Annotated in this window: 18 protein-coding genes; 14 read left to right on the top strand and 4 right to left on the bottom strand. The window is 55.8% G+C overall.

Going from position 1 to position 24,310, the window contains the following annotated elements:
* The 4 genes from fdx to sseB all read left to right on the top strand — a co-directional run bounded on the left by fdx (position 1) and on the right by sseB (position 2,891).
* A complete protein-coding gene (gene fdx, locus JBO43_RS06160; protein WP_095282904.1) occupies positions 1–336 on the top strand; it encodes an ISC system 2Fe-2S type ferredoxin in 336 nt (111 codons plus the stop codon).
* Positions 337–347: 11 nt separating this feature from the next.
* Entirely contained in the window at positions 348–548 is a 201-nt protein-coding gene (gene iscX / locus JBO43_RS06155; RefSeq protein ID WP_095282903.1) for a Fe-S cluster assembly protein IscX, read from the top strand.
* 183 nt (positions 549–731) lie between these two features.
* Positions 732–2,018, top strand: a complete 1,287-nt coding sequence (gene pepB, locus JBO43_RS06150) for an aminopeptidase PepB (RefSeq protein ID WP_103947297.1) — start codon at positions 732–734, stop codon at positions 2,016–2,018.
* Positions 2,019–2,114: 96 nt separating this feature from the next.
* On the top strand, positions 2,115–2,891 hold the full coding sequence (sseB, locus tag JBO43_RS06145) for an enhanced serine sensitivity protein SseB (RefSeq protein ID WP_202673905.1): 777 nt from the start codon (positions 2,115–2,117) through the stop codon (positions 2,889–2,891).
* An 18-nt stretch (positions 2,892–2,909) separates the two neighbouring features.
* On the opposite strand, the gene JBO43_RS06140 is transcribed toward sseB, so the two are convergent.
* The 4 genes from JBO43_RS06140 to JBO43_RS06125 form a co-directional block, all read right to left on the bottom strand.
* Entirely contained in the window at positions 2,910–3,680 is a 771-nt protein-coding gene (locus tag JBO43_RS06140) for a MurR/RpiR family transcriptional regulator (protein ID WP_095282900.1), read from the bottom strand.
* The gene (gene sseA, locus JBO43_RS06135) at positions 3,680–4,525 is read right to left on the bottom strand and encodes a 3-mercaptopyruvate sulfurtransferase (RefSeq protein ID WP_095282899.1); all 846 of its coding nucleotides are present in this window, start codon (positions 4,523–4,525) and stop codon (positions 3,680–3,682) included. The genes JBO43_RS06140 and sseA overlap by 1 nt, the downstream gene beginning before the upstream one ends.
* Before the next feature lie 91 nt (positions 4,526–4,616).
* The gene (locus JBO43_RS06130) at positions 4,617–5,984 is read right to left on the bottom strand and encodes a 6-phospho-alpha-glucosidase (protein ID WP_095282898.1); all 1,368 of its coding nucleotides are present in this window, start codon (positions 5,982–5,984) and stop codon (positions 4,617–4,619) included.
* Positions 5,985–5,995: 11 nt separating this feature from the next.
* Positions 5,996–7,540 (bottom strand): PTS transporter subunit EIIC, encoded by a 1,545-nt coding sequence (locus JBO43_RS06125; protein ID WP_103949688.1) that lies wholly within the window; start codon positions 7,538–7,540, stop codon positions 5,996–5,998.
* Between the two features lie 277 nt (positions 7,541–7,817).
* Between JBO43_RS06125 and JBO43_RS06120 the strand changes: the two genes are divergently transcribed.
* The 10 genes from JBO43_RS06120 to der all read left to right on the top strand — a co-directional run bounded on the left by JBO43_RS06120 (position 7,818) and on the right by der (position 24,238).
* Positions 7,818–12,767, top strand: coding sequence for an alpha-2-macroglobulin family protein (locus JBO43_RS06120; protein ID WP_202673904.1), 4,950 nt, complete (start codon positions 7,818–7,820; stop codon positions 12,765–12,767).
* A 1-nt stretch (position 12,768) separates the two neighbouring features.
* Positions 12,769–15,093, top strand: coding sequence for a peptidoglycan glycosyltransferase PbpC (gene pbpC, locus JBO43_RS06115; protein WP_202673903.1), 2,325 nt, complete (start codon positions 12,769–12,771; stop codon positions 15,091–15,093).
* Positions 15,094–15,249: 156 nt separating this feature from the next.
* Positions 15,250–15,681, top strand: a complete 432-nt coding sequence (ndk, locus tag JBO43_RS06110) for a nucleoside-diphosphate kinase (RefSeq protein WP_095282894.1) — start codon at positions 15,250–15,252, stop codon at positions 15,679–15,681.
* 163 nt (positions 15,682–15,844) lie between these two features.
* A complete protein-coding gene (locus tag JBO43_RS06105; protein WP_095282893.1) occupies positions 15,845–17,011 on the top strand; it encodes a dual-specificity RNA methyltransferase RlmN in 1,167 nt (388 codons plus the stop codon).
* Positions 17,012–17,310: 299 nt separating this feature from the next.
* The gene (rodZ, locus tag JBO43_RS06100; RefSeq protein WP_202673902.1) at positions 17,311–18,318 is read left to right on the top strand and encodes a cytoskeleton protein RodZ; all 1,008 of its coding nucleotides are present in this window, start codon (positions 17,311–17,313) and stop codon (positions 18,316–18,318) included.
* Between the two features lie 26 nt (positions 18,319–18,344).
* Entirely contained in the window at positions 18,345–19,463 is a 1,119-nt protein-coding gene (ispG, locus tag JBO43_RS06095) for a flavodoxin-dependent (E)-4-hydroxy-3-methylbut-2-enyl-diphosphate synthase (protein WP_095282891.1), read from the top strand.
* A 91-nt stretch (positions 19,464–19,554) separates the two neighbouring features.
* Positions 19,555–20,829, top strand: a complete 1,275-nt coding sequence (gene hisS / locus JBO43_RS06090) for a histidine--tRNA ligase (RefSeq protein WP_095282890.1) — start codon at positions 19,555–19,557, stop codon at positions 20,827–20,829.
* 13 nt (positions 20,830–20,842) lie between these two features.
* Entirely contained in the window at positions 20,843–21,463 is a 621-nt protein-coding gene (locus JBO43_RS06085; protein WP_202673901.1) for a YfgM family protein, read from the top strand.
* 10 nt (positions 21,464–21,473) lie between these two features.
* Entirely contained in the window at positions 21,474–22,652 is a 1,179-nt protein-coding gene (bamB, locus tag JBO43_RS06080) for an outer membrane protein assembly factor BamB (protein WP_095282888.1), read from the top strand.
* A gap of 110 nt (positions 22,653–22,762) precedes the next feature.
* Positions 22,763–24,238 carry a ribosome biogenesis GTPase Der gene (gene der / locus JBO43_RS06075; RefSeq protein ID WP_095282887.1) on the top strand — a complete coding sequence of 492 codons (1,476 nt, stop codon included), beginning with the start codon at positions 22,763–22,765 and terminating at the stop codon, positions 24,236–24,238.
* The last annotated feature ends 72 nt before the right edge of the window (positions 24,239–24,310 follow it).

The raw sequence follows: 24,310 nt of genomic DNA, 5'->3' as shown, positions 1-24,310 counted from the left end.
ATGCCAAAGATTGTTTTTCTGCCTCATGCGGACCTCTGTCCGGATGGCGTAGTTCTGGAAGCTGAGACCGGCGAAACCATTCTCGATGTTGCCCTGCGCGGCGGTATCGAAGTTGAACACGCCTGTGAAAAATCCTGTGCCTGCACCACCTGCCACTGCATCGTGCGTGAAGGTTTTGACTCCCTCGCGGAAAGCACCGAAGACGAAGACGACATGCTGGATAAAGCATGGGGTCTGGAGCCAGACAGCCGTTTAAGCTGCCAGGCGCGCGTCACCGATGAAGACCTGGTGGTCGAAATCCCGCGTTACACTATCAACCATGCGCGTGAGCATTAACAGGGGGTAGTATGGGACTGAAGTGGACCGACAGCCGCGAAATCGGCGAGGCGCTATACGACGCCAACCCGGATCTCGACCCCAAGACCGTCCGATTCACCGATATGCATCAGTGGATCTGCGATCTGGAAGATTTTGACGACGATCCTAGCGCATCCAATGAAAAAATTCTGGAGGCGATTCTGCTAGTCTGGTTAGATGAAGCAGAGTAGTTCCACGTCATGCTTCACGCTGCAGATGCGTTGGCCGCGCTCGCTCACCCCAGTCACAGAGTAATCTCTGCTCCTGGGGATTTGCTCGCTTGCCGCCTTTCTGCAGCGCGAATCATTTAGTGGAATGAATATACGGGCTGCCTCTGGCGGCCCGTTTGCTAGTTGCTAATAAGGAAAAATAAAATGACCGAAGCGATGAAAATTACGCTCTCTACACAGCCTGCGGACGCACGCTGGGGCGACAAAGCCACCTACAGCATTAACAATGACGGCATCACCCTGCACCTGAACGATTCCGATGATTTGGGTCTGATCCAGCGCGCCGCGCGTAAAATCGACGGTCTGGGCATCAAGCATGTCACTCTAGCTGGTGAAGGCTGGGACACGGATCGCAGCTGGGCCTTCTGGGCGGGTTACAAAGGCCCGAAAGGCACCCGTAAAGTCGAGTGGGCAAACCTCGATGAAGCCGCGCAGAAAGAGCTGGAAAACCGTCTGACCATCATCGACTGGGTGCGTGACACCATCAACGCCCCGGCGGAAGAGCTCGGTCCAGAGCAGCTGGCGCAGCGCGCGGTCGATCTGCTGTGCAAAGCGGCAGGCGATAAAATGTCGTACCGCATCACCAAAGGTGAAGATCTGCGCGAGCAGAACTACATGGGTATTCACACTGTGGGCCGTGGCTCCGAGCGCCCACCGGTCCTGCTGGCGCTGGATTACAACCCAACGGGTGACAAACAAGCGCCTGTCTTTGCCTGCCTGGTCGGGAAAGGTATCACCTTTGATACCGGCGGCTATAGCCTGAAACAAAGCGCATTCATGGACTCTATGAAGTCCGACATGGGCGGCGCGGCGACCATCACTGGCGCACTGGCGTTTGCCATCACCCGTGGCCTGAATAAGCGCGTGAAACTGTACCTGTGCTGCGCCGACAACATGGTGAGCGGCAACGCATTCAAGCTGGGCGATATCATTCGCTATCGCAACGGTAAAAACGTTGAAGTGATGAACACCGACGCCGAAGGCCGTCTGGTGCTGGCCGATGGCCTGATTGACGCATCTGCGCAGAAACCAGAATTGATCATCGACATGGCGACCCTGACAGGTGCGGCGAAAACCGCCCTGGGCAACGACTATCACGCCCTGTTCAGCTTCGACGACAAACTGGCCGCCCGTCTGCTGGCGAGTGCCGCAGCCGAGAACGAACCGTTCTGGCGTCTGCCGCTGGCCGAATTCCACCGCAGCCAGCTGCCATCTAATTTTGCCGAGCTGAACAACACTGCGAGCGCAGCCTATCCGGCAGGCGCAAGCACCGCGGCAGGTTTCCTGTCCCACTTCGTTGAAAACTATCGCGAAGGCTGGCTGCACATCGACTGTTCCGCCACCTACCGTAAAGCGGGCGTGGAGCAGTGGTCTGCGGGCGCCACCGGTCTGGGTGTGCGCACTATTGCGAATCTGTTGACGGCTGAGTAATTGGCTTAATGCCGGGTGGCGCTGCGCTTACCCGGCCTACAAAACCCGTAGGCCCGTGCAAGCGCAGCGCCGCCGGGCGATTAACGTAACGAAACTATGTCCGAAACCAAAAACGAATTAGAAACTCTGCTGGAGCAGGCGGCGACTGAGCCCGCCCATCGTCCGGCATTTTTCCGCACCCTGCTGGAGTCCACCGTCTGGGTTCCAGGAACGGCGGCGGAAGGCGAGCAGGTTGTTGAAGACAGCGCGCTGGATCTGCTGCACTGGGAAAAAGACGACGGCACTTCCGTCATCCCGTTCTTCACCTCACTTGAAGCCTTACAGCAAGCGGTTGAAGACGAGCAGGCGTTTGTGGTCATGCCCGTGCGCACATTGTTCGAAATGACGCTCGGCGAAACCCTGTTCCTCAACGCCAAACTGCCGACCGGAAAAGAGTTCACCCCGCGCGAAATCAGCCATCTGATTGGCGAAGAGGGCAACCCGCTGAGCACGCAGGAAGTGCTGGAAGGCGGCGAAACGCTGCTGCTGTCCGAAGTGGCCGAACCCCCGGCGCAGATGATCGACTCCCTGACCACGCTGTTCAAAACCATCAAACCGGTGAAACGCGCGTTTCTCTGCTCGATCAAAGAGAGCGCGGAAGAACAGTCGGTTCTGCTGATTGGGATTGAAGCGGACGGTGATATCGAAGAGATCATTCAGGCGACAGGTAGCGTTGCTACCGATACTCTGCCGGGCGACGAGCCGATTGATATCTGTCAGGTCGTTAAAGGTGAGAAGGGCATCAGCCACTTTATTACCGAGCACATCACGCCGTTCTACGAACGTCGCTGGGGCGGCTTCCTGCGCGATTTGAAAACCACCCGCATTATCTAAAGTGAGCGGGGTGAACATTCACCCCGTTGCTTCCAGCAGCAGTAAATCCATCAGTAACACCAGATTCGATTCAAACGACGTCACGCCTGCGGCCTCGGCGGCGTAATGCACCGCTTCGTCATACAACGCAAAATGCAGATCCGCCATCCCGGCAAGGGTATTCGCTGACGCACGGGTAAAGGCGATTACCGTCATGCCGACGTTTTTAGCGATCCGCGCTTTATCCAGAACCTGTTCTGTTTCGCCGCTGCGCGACACCGCGATAAACACCTGATAGCGCGCTGCGTTGCTGAGAAAAATATTCCGGCTGTCGCCCGGCCCGGAAATAAACGCCGTTTTGCCCAGCACCTGCAGCTTTTTGGTCAGGTACTCGGCGAACAAATAGGAAAACCCGGCCCCGTACAAAAAGAAACTCTCTTTCTCGCGCAGCAGCGTCGCAAACTGACGGCGCTTCTCTTCCGTCACCCACTGAAAGGTCTGCTGATAGTTGGCGATAAACTGGCTGAACAGGGCGGGCAGGTGGGGTAAATCCTGAGCCTGGCTCGCAATGTGCGGCGTATCGGTGAGTAACTGCTTGCAGTGCCAGATGAACTCACTAAAGCCGCTAAACCCCAGCTTCTGACACAGGCGCATAATGGTCGCCGTCGAGACAAATGTCGCCTGCGCCAGCTCGCGCACCGTGATATTACCCACCAGCAGGGGATGCTCCGTGAGATGCGACAGGACGCGATATTCCGCGCGGGTCAACGATTCCCCGCGCGTGAGCAGTGTCGCCAGCCGGTTATCCATTATTGAGCGGGTTCAATCGGCAGATCGTCACGCGCACCCCATTCGCTCCACGCGCCGTCGTATAAGGTCACGTCGGTCACGCCAAGGGTCGCCAGCGCCAGAATCACCACGCAGGCGGTGACGCCAGAGCCGCAGCTGGCAATGACCGGTTTGTGCAAATCCACACCCTGACGTTCAAAAATCTCGCTCAGTTCATCGGTGGTTTTCAGCTCGCCTTCAAAGACCAGATCGCCCCACGGCACGTTAAGTGCGCCGGGAATATGGCCGCGTTTCAGGCCAGGGCGCGGCTCGTCGGCCTGGGCAGTAAAGCGAGGCGCAGGGCGGGCATCGACGATTTGCGCCGTTTTCTCGTGGCTCGCCAGTAATACATCGGTCAGACGTTTCACGACGGTCGGATCGAGCGTGGCGTCGAAATCCCCTTCCGGCAGAGCGACATCCCCCTGCTGAAGCGGCAGTTCGTCGCGCTGCCAGGCCGCCAGTCCACCGGCCAGAATAGACACATTCTCGACGCCAAAGGTTTTCAGCATCCACCACGCGCGTGGGGCGGAGAACAGATTGCCCTCGTCATACACCACCAGATGCTTGTCACGACTCACGCCCAGCTCGCGCATTGCCACGGCAAAGGCTTCCGCGCGCGGCATCATGTGCGGCAGAGGAGAGGTGTGATCGGAGAGGGCTTCGATATCGAAAAAGACCGCGCCCGGGAGATGTCCGGCGCGGTATTCAGCGGGAACGTCGCGATGTTCTTGCCCTGGAGGGGCCATTCGCGCATCAAGAATTTGCACTTCCGGGTCGTCGCTGTGTTCGAGAAGCCAGTCGGCTGCGACAAAATATGAGGTGGACATGGGTGCCTCCATTTCATTTTTGAATTGAAAGGATTGTCGGTGTTTTTTCTGACACCGACAAGCACACCACGTTCAACTCGCGAGCAAGCCCTTATTTTTTCACCGCTTCGCCGTCCTGCCACGCTTTTTGCAGCGCAGGCCAGTAGTCGCGGTTGGCCTCAATCATCTCATCAAGAATGGCTTTCGCGTGTTCCATCGTCGGTACGGTGCGGTTCAGGGTAAATGCCTGCAACGCCTTTTCGTAACTGCCTTCGATAGTCGCTTCCACCAGCAGTTGCTCAGAGGCGAGCTGCTGCTGGAGCAGCGTCTGATGGAACAGCGGAACCTGGCCCACGCGAATCGGCTCTGGCCCTTCGGAGGTAATATAGGCCGGGACTTCTACTACGGCGTCGTACGGCAGATTGGTGATCGCCCCACGGTTTTCAACCATCACCAGATGGCGCTGACGCAGGTTGAACGCCAGTGAGCGCGCAACATCGACAATAAACTCGCCGTGTACACCGACGTGGAAAGCGTCGGACAGAATGCCGGTACGCTTGTACTCTTCCGCCGCCGCGAACAGTTTTTTCTCTCGCCCGTTCATCACTTCATTAGCGCGGGTGTAGTCCGGGTTCTGATGCTCAACAATCTGATTTGGCATCAGGTAATACTGCAGATACGGGTTCGGCAGGTATTCCGGGAAGTTATCCATGATTGGCTTAATGTTGCGCCAGGTTTTCACCCACGAGGGGTCCGAGTGCTGCGGGTCGGTTTTGGCCGCGTCTTCCGTCAGCAGGCCGTATTTCGCGATGTGGCGACGCAGTTCCGGCAATCTGTCGACGCCGTCCACCAGTACGCGGGTAAACCAGCCGAAGTGGTTCAGACCAAAATAGTCGACTTCCAGCTTGTGACGATCGACACCCAGAATCGCGCCCATATTGCGCATCGCCGCCACCGGCATATCGCAGATATTCAGTACGCGGGCATTCGGGCGCAGGCGACGCACGCCTTCTGCCACAATTGCCGCCGGGTTGGAGTAGTTCACGATCCACGCTTTTTGGTGAGCGTAACGCTCCACCAGATCGATAAGCTCCACCATCGGTAAAATGGTGCGCAGACCGTAGGCCAGCCCGCCAGGACCGCAGGTTTCCTGGCCGACGACGCCGTGGTGCAGGGGGATCTTCTCATCCTGCTCGCGCATTTTGTACTGACCGACGCGCATCTGAGCGAAGACGAAATGTGCCCCGCTGAACGCCACTTCCGGGTTGTCGGTCACGGTAAATTTGATGCTCTGGCTGTGGTCGCGAATTACTTTTTCGACCACTGGCGCGATGGTGTCCTGGCGTGCGGCGTCGATGTCGTAGAGGCGAATTTCCGCCAGCGGGAAATCCTGCAACTGGACCATCAGGCTTTTCACAATGCCCGGCGTGTAAGTGCTGCCGCCACCGGCAATGGACAGAATAAAGGGAGGTTTAAACATGTTTGGCTCCTTCAGAGAAACGTCTCAACGGCTTCTCGCATTTTTTTGACGTGCAGCCCGTAGACCACCTGAACGTTGTTACCTTGCTTGATAATGCCTTTCGCGCCCGTCGCCTTGAGGCGTGGCTCGTCGATGATGTCGACATCTTTGACGGTGACGCGCAGTCGGGTGTAGCAGTTATCCACCACTTCAATGTTTGCTCGCCCGCCGAGACCGACCACGATGGACTCGCCCAGCCCGTCGTTGCTGCCCTTCGCCTGATACTCTTGTTTGCTGTACAGACGAGTTTCCTGTTCGTCATCCTCGCGGCCCGGCGTTTTCATGTCGAAGCGCAGGATCAGGAAGCGGAACACGATGAAATAGAGGGCAAACATAATCATCCCGACCACGATGTACATCGGCCAGTTGGACTTTTCGGTGCCGAGCGGCAGGTTGTACAAAATGAAATCGATAATGCCGTTAGCGCCGATAGCATGAACGCCAAACAGGTAGAACAGCATCATGCCAATCCCGGTCAGTACCGCATGCACTACAAACAGCAGCGGGGCGACAAACAGGAATGAGAACTCCAGCGGCTCAGTCACGCCGACCAACAGGGAGGTCAGTGCCGCCGGGATCAGAATGGCTTTAGCGAGCGCTTTACGTTCCGGGCGGGCTGTCATATACATTGCCAGCGCTGCGGCGGGCAGACCGAACATCTTGCTGATCCCGCGCGCATCCCACACCACCGTGCTGCTTAACTGTTTTACTTCCGGGCAGGCCATTTCAGCGAAATAGATATTCCGTGCGCCCTGATACACCGTGCCGCACACGTCCTGCGTGCCGCCAAGCTCCGTATACAGGAACGGGGTGTAGACCAGATGATGGAGTCCTGTCGGCACCAGAATGCGCTCCAGGAAACCATAAATCGCCACGCCAAACGCGCCAGAACCCTTAATAGCCAGAGCCATCGCGCTGATACCGTGCTGGGCGAAGGGCCACAGTTCGCTCATTAACACGCCGAGCAACATCGATACTGGCAGCATCACAATCGCCACGAAGCAGTGCCCGGAGTAGATCGCCATCGCACCGTTAAACTGTACGCCGGAGTATTTGTTGTACAGGTATCCCGACAATGCGCCCGTCAGGATCCCGGCGAACACGCCCATCTCCAGCACTTGTACACCGAGTACCATGCTCTGCCCGGCGGCTTTCATCTGATCGGCCGGAGCCAGATGCCCTTGCAGCTGGAGCGTCACATTCATGGCGTTGATGAACACCACAAAGGTCACCAGCCCTATGAGCGCGGCGTAACCTTTGTCCCGCGTCGCAAGACCAATAGGAATGCCGACCGCAAAAACCAGCGCCAGGTTTACCAGCACAGAGACCGCTGATTTGGCGATCAGCTGGCCAATGTTTTGAATCAAAGGATGGCCGAGAAACGGCACATATTCTGCTAGATTACCGTTACCCAATACGTTGCCGAAGGCGATGAACAGCCCGACAATCGGTAAGATAAGTACCGGTCCGTATAATGATTTTCCGAAATTTTGTAGGGCGTTCACGGCTCGTTTCATGGCTATCTCTCTAAGTGAACCGCGCACTCTGGGTGCGTCTCAGGTTTAAACTAGCAGGTGGGTGACCTTTACATCCAGCTATCTTATTGTTTTAAAAACAAATGACGCGAAAGGTAACATGTAACCTTTACCACTGTGATCTGAGTAGCAGTTGCCCCTTTCCGGGAGTAATATGCGAGGCGCTATCCAGATTCTAAAATTGGACTTTTGTATTCGTGAAACTTGCGGATAATACTTAGTCGGACGACTAACAGGCTCTACGGACCAGGGATATAGGATGACACCGTTTCGCTTAGCTGCGCTTTCTCTCGCGCTACTCACCACTTTTACGCTTGTTGGCTGTGATAACAGTGACGACAAGTCTCAGGCGACGGCACCCGCTGCGTCCACTCCGACAGAAAAAGCCCCTGTAAAACCCGATGCTGATAAGCTGGCGAAACTGGCCGCGCTGAGTCAGGGCAAAGAGCTGACGCTACTGGATGCCTCGGAAGTGCAGCTTGATGGTGCATCAACGCTGGTGCTGACTTTTTCCGTTCCGCTCAATCCCGATCAGGATTTCGCCCGCACGGTTCATGTCGTCGATAAAAAGAGCGGCAAAGTGGATGGTGCCTGGGAACTTGCCCCGAATCTGAAAGAGCTGCGCCTGCGTCACCTGGAGCCGAATCGCAACCTGGTTGTCACCGTGGAGCGCGATCTTCAGGCATTGAATAAAGCGACGTTTGGCATCGATTACGAAAAAGCGATCACTACGCGGGATATTGAACCGACCGTGGGCTTTGCCAGCCGGGGTTCGCTCCTGCCAGGAAAAGTCGTCGAAGGCCTGCCGGTGATGGCGCTCAACGTCAATAACGTGGACGTGAACTTCTACCGCGTGAAGCCGGAATCGCTGGCGTCATTTGTCAGCCAGTGGGAGTACCGCAACTCCCTGACCAACTGGGAATCCGACAATCTGTTGAAGATGGCAGATTTGGTCTATACCGGGCGTTTTGATCTCAATCCGGCACGCAACACGCGTGAAAAATTGCTCCTGCCACTGCGTGATATCAAACCGTTGCAGCAGTCTGGCGTCTATATCGCCGTGATGAATCAGGCCGGGCATTACAATTACAGCAACGCGGCAACCCTGTTCACGCTGAGCGACGTGGGCTTATCCGCGCACCGCTATCACAACCGTCTGGATATTTTCACCCAGAGCCTGGAGAACGGCGCGGCGCAGTCCGGCGTTGAAGTGTTGCTACTGAACGATAAAGGCCAGACGCTGGCGCAAGGCACCAGCGATACTGACGGCCACGCGAAGCTAGAAACCGATAAAGAAGCCGCGCTGATTCTGGCCCGTAAAGACGGGCAGACCACGCTTCTTGATCTCAAACTCCCGGCGCTCGATTTGGCGGAATTTGATATCGCCGGTGCGCCAGGTTACAGCAAGCAATTCTTCATGTTTGGTCCGCGCGATCTTTATCGTCCGGGCGAGACGGTGATCCTCAACGGTCTGCTGCGCGACAGTGATGGCAAGCCGCTGCCAGACCAGCCAGTGAAGCTGGAAGTTCTGCGCCCAGATGGACAAGTGGCGCGCACGGTGGTTAGCAAACCGGAAAACGGTCTGTACCGTTTTAACTACCCGCTGGAGAGCGGTTCGCAAACGGGCATGTGGCACGTTCGTGCCAATACCGGTGACAACCAGCAACGTCTGTGGGATTTCCACGTCGAAGATTTCATGCCTGAACGCATGGCGCTGAATCTGACCGGGCAGAAAGCCCCGGTTTCGACGCAGGACGAGGTGAATTTTGATGTTGTCGGATATTACCTTTACGGTGCTCCGGCCAACGGTAATAACCTGCAGGGGCAGTTGTTCCTTCGTCCGCTGCGTGAGGCGGTCAGCGCCTTGCCAGGCTTCCAGTTTGGCGACATCGCTGAGGAGAATCTCAGCCGCAGCCTGGATGAAGTGCAGTTAGCGCTCAATGATCAAGGCCGGGGTCAGGTCTCGACCGAAAGCCAGTGGAAAGAAACTCACTCGCCGCTGCAGTTGATTCTCCAGGCAAGCCTGCTGGAATCGGGTGGACGTCCGGTGACGCGCCGTGCGGAACAGGCTATTTGGCCTGCCGATACGCTGCCGGGGATTCGCCCGCAGTTTGCCAGTAAGGCGGTCTACGACTATCGGACCGACACTACGGTGAACCAGCCGATTGTCGATGAAAATGGCAACGCCAGTTTCGACATTGTTTATGCCGATGCCAGCGGCGCCAAAAAAGCGGTCTCGGATCTTCAGGTGCGCCTGATTCGCGAGCGTCGTGACTACTACTGGAACTGGTCCGAAAGCGATGGCTGGCTGTCGCAGTTCGACCAGAAAGATCTGGTGGAAGGCGAGCAGGAATTGACGCTTAAGGCCGACGAAACGGGCAAAGTGACCTTCCCGGTGGAGTGGGGGTCTTACCGCCTGGAAGTCAAAGCCCCAGATAACATGGTCAGCAGTGTGCGCTTCTGGGCGGGCTACAGCTGGCAGGATAACAGCGACGGCACCGGCGCTGCGCGCCCGGACCGGGTGATGCTGAAACTCGATAAGCCCTCCTATCAGCCTGGCGACACCATTAAGTTACACGTTGCTGCACCTGCTGCGGGTAAAGGCTATGCGATGATCGAATCCAGCGAAGGGCCGCTGTGGTGGAAAGAGATCGACGTTCCGGCCAATGGCCTGGATATCTCTATACCAGTCGACAAGGCCTGGAAGCGTCACGATCTGTACCTCAGCACGCTGGTGGTGCGTCCGGGAGATAAATCCAAATCAGCGACGCCAAAACGCGCCGTAGGTCTGTTACATCTGCCGATGGGTGATGAAAACCGTCGCCTGAATATTGCGCTGGAAAATCCGCAGAAAATGCGCCCGAATCAGACGCTGTCGGTGAAAGTCAAAGCTAGCGTGAAAGACGGTGCTGTTCCGCAGAAAGTGAACGTACTGGTGTCGGCTGTGGACAGCGGCGTACTGAATATCACCGATTACGTCACGCCCGACCCGTGGCAGGCGTTCTTCGGCCAGAAACGCTACGGCGCAGATATCTATGACATCTACGGCCAGGTTATCGAAGGACAGGGACGCATGGCGGCGCTGCGCTTTGGTGGCGATGGTGATGAGCTGAAACGCGGCGGTAAACCGCCGGTGAATCACGTCACGATTATTGCTCAACAGGCTCAGCCTGTGACGCTGGACGCGAATGGGGAGGGGACTATTACCTTACCGATTGGCGATTTCAACGGCGAATTGCGTTTGATGGCCCAGGCCTGGACCGAGGATGACTTTGGTAGCAGCGAAGGAAAAGTAATTGTCGCCGCCCCGGTGATTACCGAGTTGAACACACCACGTTTCCTGGCCAGCGGTGATTCCACGCGGTTGACGCTGGACTTGACCAACCTCACCGACAAGCCGCAGACGTTGAACGTATCGCTCACCGCGTCGGGTTTAATGTCTCTTGAAGGGGCGCAGCCGCAGCCTGTTCAACTGGCGCCAGGCGTACGCAATACGCTGTTTATTCCGGTGCGTGCGCTGGATGGCTACGGCGACGGTGAAATTACCGCGCAGGTGACCGGCCTTGAACTTCCGGGCGAAACCTTCGCACCGCAGCAGAAAAGCTGGAAAATCGGCGTGCGTCCGGCGTTCCCGGCGCAGACGGTCAATACCGGCACGATGCTCAACCCAGGCGAAAGCTGGACGGCACCGACGCAGCATATCACGGGATTCTCTCCGGCCACGCTGCAAGGGCAGTTGCTGCTCAGCGGTAAGCCGCCGCTGAATCTGGCGCGCTATATTCGCGAATTGCAGGCGTATCCGTACGGCTGTCTGGAACAAACCGCCAGCGGCCTGTTCCCGTCGCTCTACACCAACGCCGCGCAGCTGACCGCGCTTGGCATCAAAGGGGATACCGATGACAAACGTCGCGCGGCCATTGATATCGGCATCTCCCGTTTGCTGCAAATGCAGCGCGATGACGGCGGTTTTGCCCTGTGGGATAAAAATGGCCCGGAAGAGTACTGGTTGACCGCCTACGTCACCGATTTCCTGGTGCGCGCGGGCGAACAGGGTTACAGCGTGCCCGTGGATGCTGTGAACAATGCCAACAGCCGTCTGCTGCGCTATCTGCAAGATCCGGGCATGATGTCCATTCGCTACAGCGATGATACTCAGGCCAGTAAGTTCGCCGTACAAGCGTATGCCGCCCTGGTGCTCGCACGCCAGCAAAAGGCTCCGCTCGGCGCTCTGCGTGAAATCTGGGATCGTCGTGCTCAGACCGGTTCTGGTCTGCCATTGATGCAACTGGGGATGGCGCTGAAACTGATGGGCGATGCGCCGCGCAGCCAGCAGGCGTTGGATCTGGCGATAAAAACCCCGCGCAGTGACAGCAAAAATTGGATGGCAGACTACGGCAGCCAGCTACGCGATAACGCCCTGATGCTCTCTCTGCTGGAAGAGTACAAACTGCTGCCGGATGCGCAAAACACGTTGCTGAATACGCTCTCTCAACAGGCGTTCAGCCAGCGCTGGCTTTCGACTCAGGAGATCAATGCTCTGTTCCTGGCCGGACGTTCGCTCCAGACGCTTTCCGGTGCCTGGCAAGCAACGACCAGCGTCTCTGATAAAGCGCTGAGCAGCGACAAGTCTCAGGTGCAAAATGTCACGGGCGATCAGTTGGGCGCATTGCAGGTCACCAACAGCGGCACTACGCCACTGTGGGTGCGTCTCGACAGTACAGGTTATCCGGAATATGCCCCAGAGCCATCGTCTAATGTCCTGCAAATCGAGCGTCATATTCTGGCGACCGACGGCAGCAGTAAATCCCTCTCCTCCCTGAAGAGCGGTGAACTGGTTCTGGTCTGGCTGGAAGTGAAAGCCAATCAGAATGTCCCGGATGCGCTGGTGGTGGATTTACTCCCGGCAGGTCTTGAGCTGGAAAACCAGAATCTCGCCAGCAGCAGCGCCAGCCTTCAGGACAGCGGCAGTGAAGTGCAGAACCTGTTAAACCAGATGCAACAGGCCGATATTCAGCATATGGAGTTCCGCGACGATCGCTTTGTCGCGGCGGTTCCGGTGAACGACGGGCAGCCTGTAACGCTGGTGTACCTGGCTCGCGCTGTTACGCCTGGGACGTATGAGGTTCCGGTTCCGATGGTGGAATCTATGTATGTTCCACAGTGGCGGGCAACGGGTGCCGCAAGCGGCCCGTTGATTATCGTTCCGTAACGTGACGTTATCTCGACTCATTCGCTCCCGCTGGCTGTGGCTGGTGGGGGCGATTCTCATTTTATGGGGACTGATTTTTGTCGCCGACCGCCTGTGGCCGTTGCCTTTGAAAGAGGTCAACCCGGCGCGGGTGGTGGTTGATGAAAAAGGTACGCCACTGTGGCGGTTTGCCGATAGCGACGGGATCTGGCGCTATCCGGTCACGATCGAAGAGGTTTCTCCCCGCTATCTCGACGCCCTGATCCAGTATGAAGATCGCTGGTTCTGGGATCATCCGGGCGTCAATCCGTTCTCCGTTTTGCGTGCTGCCTGGCAGGATCTGAGTTCTGGCAAAGTGGTGTCGGGCGGCAGTACGCTCACCATGCAGGTGGCGCGCCTGCTCGATCCGCATCCGCGTACCTTTGGCGGCAAAGTGCGTCAGCTCTGGCGGGCGATGCAGCTGGAATGGCATCTTTCCAAACGCGACATTCTCACCCTCTATCTCAATCGCGCACCTTTTGGTGGAACACTTCAGGGAGTGGGGGCGGCAAGCTGGGCCTTTCTTGGGAAATCACCGGCGCAGCTAAGCTACTCCGAAGCCGCGCTGCTGGCAGTGCTTCCACAAGCACCGAGTCGTTTGCGCCCGGACCGCTGGCCAGACCGCGCTGAAGCGGCACGCAATAAAGTGCTTGAGCGTATGGTGACGCAGGGGGTCTGGAGTGAGCAGCAGGTGAAAGAGTCGCGTCAGGAGCCGGTCTGGTTGGCTCCACGACAAATGCCGCAGCTGGCGCCGTTGTTCTCCCGCATGATGCTGAGCAAAAGCCGCGACAATAAAATCGTGACCACGCTGGATGCCTCGCTTCAAAGACAGCTCGAAGAGCTGGCGATGAACTGGAAATCTCGTCTGCCCCCGCGCAGCTCTCTGGCGATGATCGTCGTTGATCACACCAACATGAAAGTGCGTGGCTGGGTAGGATCGGTGGACATCAATGACGACAGCCGGTTTAGCCACGTCGATATGGTGAGCGCGATCCGATCGCCGGGATCGGTGCTGAAACCCTTTGTCTATGGCATGGCGCTGGACGACGGTCTGATCCATCCTGCTTCTCTTTTACAGGATGTGCCAAGGCGCACGGGGGATTATCGTCCCGGCAACTTTGACAGTGGATTTCATGGCCCCGTCAGTATGAGCGAAGCGCTGGTGCGCTCACTCAATCTTCCTGCTGTTCAGGTGCTGGAAGCCTACGGTCCCAAACGTTTCGCCGGGATGCTGAGCAACGTCGGATTACGCCTGATCCTGCCTGCTGGTGCGCAGCCCAATCTATCGCTGATACTGGGCGGCGCGGGCGCCAGGCTTGCAGATATCACTGCCGCCTACAGTGCCTTTGCCCGTCAGGGGAAAGCGGGACAGTTACGTTTGCAGCCTGGTGACCCGCTGATTGAGCGCCCGCTGCTTTCGCCCGGTGCGGCGTGGATTATTCGCCGCATTTTAGGTAACGAAACGCAACCGCTGCCGGATGGTGCACTGCCACAGGTTGCGCCTCTGGCGTGGAAAACCGGCACCAGCTACGGGTATCGTGATGCCTGGGCCGTTGGCCTGAATGCGCGTTACATCATCGGTATCTGGACTGGTCGACCGGACGGCACACCGGTTGCCGGGCAGTTTGGCTTTGCCAGCGCCGTGCCGTTGCTGAACCAGGTCAATAACATGCTGCAGTCGAGTTCGACAGTCGACGAGGGGCGTTTGCCGCGCGATCCACGTCCAGCCTCCGTAAGTCGGGGTGTGATCTGCTGGCCTGGTGGACAGACGCTGCCTGAAGGTAGTGAGAACTGTCGTCGCAGGCTCGCGACCTGGTTGCTTGATGGCAGCCAGCCGCCCACGCTGTTACTTCCCGAGCAGGAAGGCATTCGCGGGATTCGTTTCCCGGTCTGGCTGGATAAGTCGGGCAAACGCGTCGCGGTAGATTGCCCTGATGCGCAGGAGAAAATCCTCGACGTCTGGCCGCTGCCGCTGGAGCCGTGGCTACCTGCATCTGAGCGCAGAGCCGCGCGCGTTCCTGCGTCTTCTGCCGTTTGTCCTCCCCTGGCGCAAGATTCCCCCGCGCCGCTGATGTTATCTGGCATACGTGAAGGCGCGTTGATTAAACGTCTACCCGGTGAGACTCGGGTGTCGCTGCCGCTACAGGCCATCGGCAGCGACAGCGTGCGCTGGTGGTTCCTGAACGGCGAACCGCTGAATGTGAAGGGACGCGCTTACACTTTGCAGCTTGATAAAGCAGGGGATTATCAGTTACTGGTACTGGATGAGACGGGGCAAGTCGCCACGGCGAATTTCACCTTGCAGTAACGAAAAGAAAATCGTAGATGTGACCTGTTGCTAAAACTCGTCTTATTTTAAAAAAATGTTACGTCGAACCATAGGCAATGACGCTATTGCTCTCTATAATCCGCGCCATCTTATACAGACGTATGCAAAACAACAGAACACATAACAGAGGTAATCATGGCTATTGAACGTACTTTTTCCATCATCAAACCAAACGCGGTGGCAAAAAACGTTATTGGCAGCATCTTTGCTCGCTTTGAATCTGCAGGGTTCAAAATCGTTGGCACCAAAATGCTGCATCTGACCGTTGAACAGGCTCGCGGTTTCTACGCTGAGCACGACGGCAAACCTTTCTTCGACGGCCTGGTTGAGTTCATGACTTCCGGTCCAATCGTGGTTTCCGTACTGGAAAGCGAAAACGCAGTACAGCGTCACCGCGATCTGCTGGGCGCAACTAACCCGGCTAACGCACTGGCTGGCACCCTGCGTGCTGACTACGCGGACAGCTTCACCGAAAACGGCACCCACGGTTCCGACTCTGTTGAATCTGCTGCGCGCGAAATCGCCTACTTCTTCGCAGAAGGCGAAGTGTGCGCACGTACGCGCTAATTCCGCTGGAATACTAATTTTTCGTAAATGCCGCGTGCAAACGTGGCATCCCTGCGTCAGACTTTGTACAATGCAACGCCCCGGAAGAGCAGATCGCCTACCGGGGCGTTTCTTTTCAACCCTCCACGGGCCATAACGTGTAACAACGAGGCCGGAAAATATTATGTCTGAACTAGTTAACACCTCTGAAGTCGCCATTGCCGCGGTTCCAAATAAAAATGGAAAAATTAACCTGCTGGATCTGAACCGTCAGCAGATGCGCGAGTTTTTCAAAGAGATGGGCGAGAAGCCGTTTCGTGCCGATCAGGTCATGAAATGGATGTACCACTATTGCAGCGACAACTTTGATGACATGACTGACATCAACAAAGTGCTGCGCAACAAACTCAAAGACGTCGCTGAAATCCGTGCACCGGAAGTGGTGGAAGAACAGCGTTCTGCTGACGGCACCATCAAATGGGCGATTGCGGTTGGCGATCAGCGCGTTGAAACGGTGTATATCCCGGAAGAAGATCGCGCGACGCTGTGCGTCTCCTCCCAGGTGGGTTGTGCGCTGGAGTGTAAATTCTGCTCAACAGCGCAGCAGGGCTTCAACCGAAACCTGCGTGTGTCTGAAATTATTGGTCAGGTATGGCGCGCGGCGAAAATCGTTGGCGCGGCAAAAGTCACCGGCACGCGTCCAATCACCAACGTGGTGATGATGGGCATGGGTGAGCCGTTGCTGAACCTGACTAACGTCGTTCCAGCGATGGAAATCATGTTGGATGACTTCGGTTTTGGTCTGTCCAAACGCCGTGTAACGCTCTCTACTTCTGGCGTTGTACCCGCTCTGGATAAACTGGGCGATATGATTGACGTGGCCCTGGCCATTTCTCTCCATGCACCAAACGACGAAATCCGTGACGAAATTGTACCGATCAACAAAAAGTACAATATCGAAACCTTCCTGTCCGCTGTGCGTCGTTATCTTGAAAAGTCCAATGCTAATCAGGGTCGCGTGACTATCGAATACGTAATGCTGGATCATGTGAATGACGAAACCGATCATGCGCATCAGCTGGCGGAATTGCTGAAAGACACGCCATGCAAGATCAACTTGATCCCCTGGAACCCGTTCCCTGGCGCACCGTATGGTCGCAGCTCGAACAGTCGTATCGACCGTTTCTCCAAAGTGTTGATGGAGTACGGCTTCACCACTATCGTGCGTAAAACGCGTGGTGATGATATCGATGCTGCCTGCGGTCAGCTGGCTGGCGATGTGATTGACCGTACCAAGCGTACGCTGCGTAAACGCATGCAGGGCGAGGCGATTGAGGTCAAAGCGGTGTGATTCTTATGCGGTCACGGCGCATATTTGCGTCGTGACGCATTAGCTTACTGAATATTCAGTTAGATTCATTGGGATTGCTGAATAATTACGGTGCGTTTCCGACGACTTTAAGGCAGTATGTAACGTCGCAACAACAGTTTAGCCTCATGAGTAGCGCTGCACTGTCAACTAAGGCCGGACAGTCTTATACTTAGTGTCCGACTACGGTTAAATGACCAGAAGTTTCGCGGTGCGGGTGGCATTGTGACTCACCGGCGCCTGAACCCTAATTTACACGTACCAGTAAGTAGTTGTAGCGAATGAATACTGAAGCCACTCACGACCAAAATGAAGCACTCTCCACCGGCGTTCGTCTTCGCAACGCCCGTGAACAACTCGGACTCAGCCAGCAAGCCGTTGCAGAACGCTTGTGCCTGAAGGTTTCCACGGTTCGCAATATTGAAGAAGATAAGGCTCCCGCCGATCTCGCTTCAACGTTTCTGCGTGGTTACATCCGCTCTTATGCAAAACTGGTGCATATCCCTGAAGAAGAACTGCTGCCTATGATGGAAAAACAGGCACCGGTTCGTGCGGCGAAAGTCGCGCCGATGCAGACTTTTTCTCTGGGCAAACGTCGTAAAAAACGTGATGGCTGGCTGATGAGTTTTACCTGGCTGGTGCTGTTTGTAGTGATTGGTCTGACGGGCGCATGGTGGTGGCAAAACCACAAAGCGCAGCAGGAAGAGATCACCACGATGGCCGATCAGTCATCAGCTGAGCTGAACAATTCCGGTAACGACGGTGCGCAAAGCGTGCCGTTAAACACCGAGAGCAGCACTTCTGTCGAGCCGCACACGGCTGCGACAGATTCTCAGACCGTAGAACCTGTACAGACGCCTGTACCAGCTACTACACCGGATCAAACGACGGCGCAAAACGCCGTCGTTGCGCCTTCTCAGGCCAATGTTGATACCGCTCCAGCCACCACGGCATCGGCTAATACGGCGAATACCGCTCAACCACTGCCAACGGATCAGGCGGGTGTTGCAGGGACCACAACTGCCGACCCTAACGCGCTGGTCATGAACTTTTCTGCCGATTGCTGGCTGGAAGTGACAGACGCAACCGGCAAAAAGCTGTTCAGCGGCTTGCAGCGTAAAGATGGCACGTTAAATCTTACCGGTCAGGCACCGTATAAGCTTAAAATCGGCGCTCCGGCTGCGGTGCAGATCCAGTATCAAGGAAAACCTGTCGATCTGAGCCGTTTTATCAGAACTAACCAGGTTGCGCGTCTTACCGTTAATGCCGAACAATCAGCAGCACAGTAACAGGCGAGTAGCGCGGGAGACTTTTCATGCATAATCAGGCTCCGATTCAACGTAGAAAATCCAAACGGATTTACGTTGGGAATGTGCCGATTGGTGATGGTGCACCCATCGCCGTTCAATCGATGACCAACACCCGAACTACGGATGTTGAGGCCACAGTCAATCAAATCAAAGCATTAGAGCGCGTAGGTGCGGATATTGTCCGTATCTCCGTGCCGACTATGGATGCTGCAGAGGCATTCAAACTTATCAAACAGCAGGTTAGTGTTCCGCTGGTCGCTGATATCCACTTTGACTACCGTATTGCCCTGAAAGTCGCGGAATATGGCGTGGATTGCCTGCGCATTAACCCAGGTAATATCGGCAGCGAAGAGCGTATTCGCGCGGTTGTTGATTGCGCCCGTGATAAAAACATCCCTATCCGCATCGGCGTAAACGCCGGATCGCTGGAAAAAGATCTGCAAGAGAAATACGGCGAACCGACGCCACAGGCGCTGCTCGAATCTGCGATGCGCCATGTGGATCACCTTGATCGTCTTAACTTCGATCAGTTCAAAGTGAGCGTGAAAGCCTCTGACGTTTTCCTTGCCGTTGAATCCTATCGTCTGCTGGCGAAACAGATCGATCAGCCGTTGCACCTCGGGATCACCGAAGCAGGTGGCTTGCGTAGCGGTTCCGTCAAATCGGCGATCGGCCTTGGGCTGCTGCTTTCCGAAGGGATCGGCGACACCTTGCGTGTTTCGCTGGCGGCAGATCCAGTTGAAGAGATCAAAGTCGGTTTCGACATTCTGAAATCGCTGCGCATCCGCGCTCGCGGGATCAACTTCATTGCGTGTCCAACCTGTTCGCGTCAGGAATTTGACGTCATTGGAACAGTAAACGCGCTGGAACAGCGTCTGGAAGATCTGATTACGCCGATGGATGTCTCCATTATCGGCTGCGTCGTGAACGGTCCTGGTGAAGCACTGGTATCCACGCTCGGCGTGACCGGTGGCAACAAGAAAAGCGGCCTTTATGAAGACGGGATTCGTAAAGATCGTCTGGACAACAACGACATGATCGATCAGCTGGAAGCTCGCATCCGCGCTAAAGCAACGATGCTGGATGAAGCCCAGCGCATCAGCATTCAGCAAGTTGAAAAATAACGTGTTGGGAAGCCAAAGGCTTCCCATGTATGATTGAACCCTGGATTAATGAATCTTCGGGTTCTTTTTTGTATATAGAAAGAGAATAAACGTGGCAAAAAACATTCAAGCCATTCGCGGCATGAACGATTATCTGCCTGGCGAAACCGCCATCTGGCAGCGCATTGAAGGCACCCTGAAACAGGTGCTAGGCAGCTACGGTTACAGCGAAATCCGTTTGCCGATTGTAGAGCAGACCCCATTGTTCAAACGCGCGATCGGTGAAGTCACTGACGTCGTTGAAAAAGAGATGTATACCTTTGAGGACCGCAACGGCGACAGCCTGACTCTGCGCCCGGAAGGTACAGCGGGCTGTGTACGCGCCGGCATCGAACATGGTCTCCTGTACAATCAGGAGCAGCGTCTGTGGTATATCGGCCCGATGTTCCGCCACGAACGTCCGCAAAAAGGTCGTTACCGTCAATTTAATCAGCTGGGTGTTGAAGTCTTTGGCCTGCAAGGGCCGGATATCGACGCTGAGCTCATCATGCTCACTGCGCGCTGGTGGCGTGAGCTGGGGATTTCCCAGCACGTTGCGCTGGAGCTGAACTCTATTGGTTCCCTCGAAGCGCGTGCCAACTACCGTGATGCGCTTGTCGCGTTCCTGGAACAGCACAAAGATAAGCTGGATGAAGACTGCCAGCGCCGCATGTACAGCAACCCGCTGCGCGTTCTGGATTCCAAGAATCCGGAAGTGCAGGCGCTGTTGAATGATGCTCCGGCGCTGGGTGACTATCTGGATCAAGATTCCCGCGAACACTTCGCTGGTCTGTGCAAACTGCTGGAAGACGCGGGTATTGCCTATACCGTTAACCAGCGTCTGGTTCGCGGTCTGGATTACTACAACCGCACCGTGTTTGAGTGGGTCACCACCAGCCTCGGATCGCAGGGTACTGTCTGTGCAGGCGGTCGTTATGACGGTCTGGTTGAACAGCTCGGCGGTCGTGCCGCCCCAGCGGTGGGCTTCGCGATGGGTCTTGAGCGACTTGTTTTGCTGGTTCAGGCAGTTAATCCGGAATTTAAAGCAGAATCTGTTGTCGATATATACCTGGTGGCTTCAGGTGCGGATACGCAGTCTGCGGCAATGCAGTTTGCCGAACGTCTGCGCGATGCGCTGCCGGGCGTTAAACTGATGACCAACCACGGTGGTGGCAACTTCAAAAAGCAGTTTGCCCGTGCCGACAAGTGGGGCGCAACTATCGCACTGGTGCTGGGCGAGTCCGAAGTGGCTGCTGGCGAAGTGGTGGTAAAAGACCTGCGCTCTGGTGAGCAAACAACCGTAACGCAGGAAAGCGTTGCCGCGCACTTGCGCACTTTGACTTGGTAAGGGGAAAAACAGCGTGGAAATGTACGAGAACGAAAACGACCAGGTTGATGCGATCAAACGCTTCTTTGCCGAAAATGGCAAAGCCCTGGTGGTTGGGGTGATTTTGGGTGTTGGTGCGCTACTTGGCTGGCGCTACTGGAACAGTCATCAGGCTGATTCCGCGCGTGATGCTTCCCTGTCTTATGAAAATACCGTGAGCGCAATTCGCGCCGATCAGCCTCAAACGCTGGCCGCCGCTGAGAAATTTGCAGCTGACAACAAAAATACTTACGGTGCACTGGCTGCACTTGAAGTGGCTCAGCAGTTTGTTGATAAAAATGAACTGGATAAAGCGTCTGCCCAGCTGACTCAAGGTCTGGCTGCTGCCAGCGATGACAATCTGAAAGCAGTGATCAACCTGCGTCTGGCCCGTATTCAGGTACAGCAGAAAAAAGCCGATGATGCGCTGAAAACGCTCGATACGGTGAAAGGCGAAGGTTTTGCAGCCATTGTTGCTGACCTGCGCGGTGAAGCGCTGTTGAGCAAAGGCGACAAACAAGGCGCGCGCAGCGCGTGGGAAGCAGGCGTGAAAAGCAACGCCTCACCTGCGCTGAGCGAAATGATGCAGATGAAAATAAATAATTTGTCCGTCTGAGAGGGACCCGATGCAATTGCGTAAATTACTTCTGCCAGGACTGCTTTCTGTTACGTTATTGAGTGGCTGTTCACTGTTCAGTGGCGAAGAAGATGTTGTAAAAATGTCCCCGCTGCCGACTGTTGAAAACCAGTTTACCCCGTCAACTGCGTGGAGTTCTTCCGTGGGTGATGGGATTGGTGATTTTTATTCCAACCTGCATCCTGCGTACGCTGATAGCGTTGTTTATGCAGCCGATCGCAAAGGCACCGTGCGTGCGTTCAATGCGGATGATGGAAAAGAAGTCTGGTCTGTGAATCTGGCCGAAAAAGACGGTTGGTTCTCCCGTTCTCCTGCACTGCTCTCAGGTGGCGTGACCGTTGCTGGTGGGCATGTCTATATCGGTAGCGAAAAAGCGCAGGTTTATGCACTGAACGCCAGCGATGGTTCTATTGCATGGCAGACTCGCGTTGCGGGCGAAGCCTTGTCACGTCCGGTTGTCAGCGACGGCCTGGTGCTGATTCATACCAGCAATGGCCAGCTGCAGGCGCTGAACGAAACTGACGGCGCAGTGAAATGGACCGTCAACCTGGATATGCCAGCCCTGTCTCTGCGCGGTGAATCTGCACCAGCAACGGCTTTCGGTGCGGCTATCGTCGGTGGGGATAACGGTCGCGTGAGTGCCGTGCTGATGCAGCAAGGTCAAATGATCTGGCAGCAGCGTATCTCTCAGGCCACTGGCCCGACTGAAATCGATCGTCTGAGCGATGTGGATACCACTCCAGTTATCGTGGATAACGTCGTTTACGCACTGGCTTATAACGGTAACCTGACGGCGCTGGATCTGCGCAGTGGTCAGGTAATGTGGAAACGTGAGCTAGGTTCTGTGAACGATTTCATCGTCGATGGCAATCGTATTTACATCGTTGATCAGAACGATCGCCTGCTGGCGCTGAACACCGATGGTGGCGTAACGCTCTGGACGCAAAGCGATCTGCTACACCGCCTGTTAACGGCACCTGCGCTGTATAATGGCAGCCTGGTTGTGGGTGATAGCGAAGGTTATATGCACTGGATTGATCCGGAAACGGGTCGCTTCGTGGCGCAGGAAAAAGTCGACAGCTCCGGTTTCTTGACCGATGCAGTAGTGGCTGACGGCAAACTGCTGATCCAGGCAAAAGACGGTACGCTCTACGCGATCACGCGTTAATCGTCTCGTTTGTAGTATAATAAACGGCTCCTGTTAACTCAGGGGCCGTTTTGACTTTTATAAAAACGCCGCACCTGCGACGTTTCTTTGAATTTTATGAGGCTTCAAACATGGTACCTGTGGTCGCGCTTGTCGGGCGCCCGAACGTTGGAAAATCCACTCTTTTTAACCGTTTAACACGCACCCGTGATGCGCTGGTGGCGGATTTCCCGGGGCTGACTCGTGACCGTAAGTACGGTCGTGCTGAAGTTGAAGGACGCGAGTTTATCTGTATCGATACCGGTGGTATCGACGGGACAGAAGACGGTGTGGAAACGCGCATGGCAGAGCAATCTCTGCTGGCGATTGAAGAGGCGGACATTGTTCTGTTCATGGTAGACGCACGTGCGGGCCTGATGCCTGCCGATACGGCTATCGCCAAACACCTTCGCTCCCGCGAAAAGCCAACCTTCCTGGTGGCGAACAAAACTGACGGTATTGATGCCGATCAGGCGGTGGCTGATTTCTGGGCCCTCGGTCTGGGCGAAATCTACCCGATTGCTGCGTCTCATGGTCGTGGTGTTACCAGTCTGCTCGAAACCGTTCTGCTGCCGTGGGTTGATGAAGTGAACCCGCCGGAAGAAGTGGACGAAGATGCCGAATACTGGGCACAGTTCGAAGCCGATCAAGAGGGTGCAGAAGAAGAACCTGAGGATGATTTCAATCCGCAGGATCTGCCTATCAAACTTGCGATTGTCGGCCGTCCAAACGTGGGTAAGTCCACACTGACTAACCGTATCCTCGGCGAAGACCGCGTGGTGGTCTACGACATGCCGGGCACGACGCGTGACAGCATTTACATCCCGATGGAACGTGATGAGCGCGAGTATGTGCTTATCGACACCGCAGGTGTGCGTAAGCGCGGGAAAATCACCGATGTGGTGGAAAAATTCTCCGTTATCAAAACGCTGCAGGCGATTGAAGATGCCAACGTGGTCATGCTGGTCATCGACGCGCGTGAAGGTATCTCCGATCAGGACCTTTCCCTGCTGGGCTTTATCCTCAATAGTGGGCGCTCACTTGTTATCGTCGTCAACAAATGGGACGGCCTGAGCAATGAAGTGCGTGAGCAAGTCAAAGAGATGCTGGACTTCCGTCTGGGCTTCATCGACTTTGCCCGCGTGCACTTCATCTCTGCGCTGCACGGCAGCGGCGTGGGTAACCTGTTCGAATCCGTTCGCGAAGCCTACGACAGCTCCACCCGTCGTGTGAGCACGGCGATGCTGACACGCATCATGACGATGGCAGCAGAAGACCATCAGCCGCCGCTGGTTCGCGGTCGCCGCGTGAAGCTGAAATATGCCCACGCCGGTGGTTACAACCCGCCAATCGTGGTGATTCACGGTAATCAGGTGAAAGACCTGCCAGATTCCTATAAACGTTATCTGATGAACTACTTCCGTAAATCGCTGGACGTGATGGGTACCCCTATCCGCATTCAGTTTAAGGAAGGGGAAAACCCGTTTGCCAACAAACGCAACACCCTGACGCCGAACCAGATGCGTAAGCGTAAGCGTTTGATCAAGCACATCAAGAAAGGCAAGTAATTGCACAAAAAAACCCGACTGAGTCGGGTTTTTTGCCTTTTGTCGCCCGACAATCAGATGAACGGAGTGGAA

Source organism: Lelliottia jeotgali, assembly GCF_016771845.1.
Taxonomy (GTDB): Bacteria; Pseudomonadota; Gammaproteobacteria; order Enterobacterales; family Enterobacteriaceae; genus Enterobacter; species Enterobacter jeotgali.
The sequence above is the reverse complement of the archived record's forward strand: the minus strand, read 5'-3'. Positions and strand labels throughout refer to the sequence as shown.

Excerpts from the sequence above, each read along its gene's own strand:
- fdx (WP_095282904.1), top strand. The coding sequence starts at position 1 with ATGCCAAAGATTGTTTTTCTGCCTCATGCGGACCTCTGTCCGGATGGC.
- iscX (WP_095282903.1), top strand. The coding sequence starts at position 348 with ATGGGACTGAAGTGGACCGACAGCCGCGAAATCGGCGAGGCGCTATAC.
- pepB (WP_103947297.1), top strand. The coding sequence starts at position 732 with ATGACCGAAGCGATGAAAATTACGCTCTCTACACAGCCTGCGGACGCA.
- sseB (WP_202673905.1), top strand. The coding sequence starts at position 2,115 with ATGTCCGAAACCAAAAACGAATTAGAAACTCTGCTGGAGCAGGCGGCG.
- JBO43_RS06140 (WP_095282900.1), bottom strand. The coding sequence starts at position 3,680 with ATGGATAACCGGCTGGCGACACTGCTCACGCGCGGGGAATCGTTGACC.
- sseA (WP_095282899.1), bottom strand. The coding sequence starts at position 4,525 with ATGTCCACCTCATATTTTGTCGCAGCCGACTGGCTTCTCGAACACAGC.
- JBO43_RS06130 (WP_095282898.1), bottom strand. The coding sequence starts at position 5,984 with ATGTTTAAACCTCCCTTTATTCTGTCCATTGCCGGTGGCGGCAGCACT.
- JBO43_RS06125 (WP_103949688.1), bottom strand. The coding sequence starts at position 7,540 with ATGAAACGAGCCGTGAACGCCCTACAAAATTTCGGAAAATCATTATAC.
- JBO43_RS06120 (WP_202673904.1), top strand. The coding sequence starts at position 7,818 with ATGACACCGTTTCGCTTAGCTGCGCTTTCTCTCGCGCTACTCACCACT.
- ndk (WP_095282894.1), top strand. The coding sequence starts at position 15,250 with ATGGCTATTGAACGTACTTTTTCCATCATCAAACCAAACGCGGTGGCA.
- JBO43_RS06105 (WP_095282893.1), top strand. The coding sequence starts at position 15,845 with ATGTCTGAACTAGTTAACACCTCTGAAGTCGCCATTGCCGCGGTTCCA.
- rodZ (WP_202673902.1), top strand. The coding sequence starts at position 17,311 with ATGAATACTGAAGCCACTCACGACCAAAATGAAGCACTCTCCACCGGC.
- ispG (WP_095282891.1), top strand. The coding sequence starts at position 18,345 with ATGCATAATCAGGCTCCGATTCAACGTAGAAAATCCAAACGGATTTAC.
- bamB (WP_095282888.1), top strand. The coding sequence starts at position 21,474 with ATGCAATTGCGTAAATTACTTCTGCCAGGACTGCTTTCTGTTACGTTA.
- der (WP_095282887.1), top strand. The coding sequence starts at position 22,763 with ATGGTACCTGTGGTCGCGCTTGTCGGGCGCCCGAACGTTGGAAAATCC.